Consider the following 420-nt stretch of genomic DNA (forward strand, 5'->3'; position numbering starts at 1 on the left):
CAAACGGCAGCTTCACTCAATGGAGTGTTACAGTTCATCAAAACCAAGTGATAACTGTCGTTTCTCTGCTTCTTCTTTCTTTTGGGCAGCTAAAGTCTTTTTCCGAACGTATGTTTTTGTAAATGAAACCCTATCCCCATTAAAGACAATCAACGGATTAATGAACCAATTATATTCGTTTGGACCTCTTGCTATGATTTCACTTTGTACGAGCTCTGCCAATCCTTTGTATATGGCTTTGTCTGATTTGTATTGGGTGTATTCTAAGCATTTTCGCCTATCGAAAATTATCATATCATTCTTAGGCTTCATGCAAGTTAGAATATACCCGAAAACCCGAATAGCTGATTGTGATAGATTGAAAAAAGCGGCAAAATTCGCAAGGTATAGTTTTGCAAATTGCTCTTCATCTACTTCTAT

General features: G+C 36.9%; 1 protein-coding gene. It reads right to left on the reverse strand.

Annotation, left to right across the window (positions count from 1 at the left end; all coding sequences use genetic code 11):
* Window positions 1–27: 27 nt before the first annotated feature.
* Window positions 28–420: replication/maintenance protein RepL (locus tag PZE06_RS26450; protein WP_275792171.1), on the reverse strand; the 393-nt coding region annotated here is incomplete at its 5' end.

Origin of the sequence: Robertmurraya sp. DFI.2.37 (genome assembly GCF_029211245.1) — a bacterium.
GTDB lineage: Bacteria > Bacillota > Bacilli > Bacillales > Cytobacillaceae > Robertmurraya > Robertmurraya methanolica_A.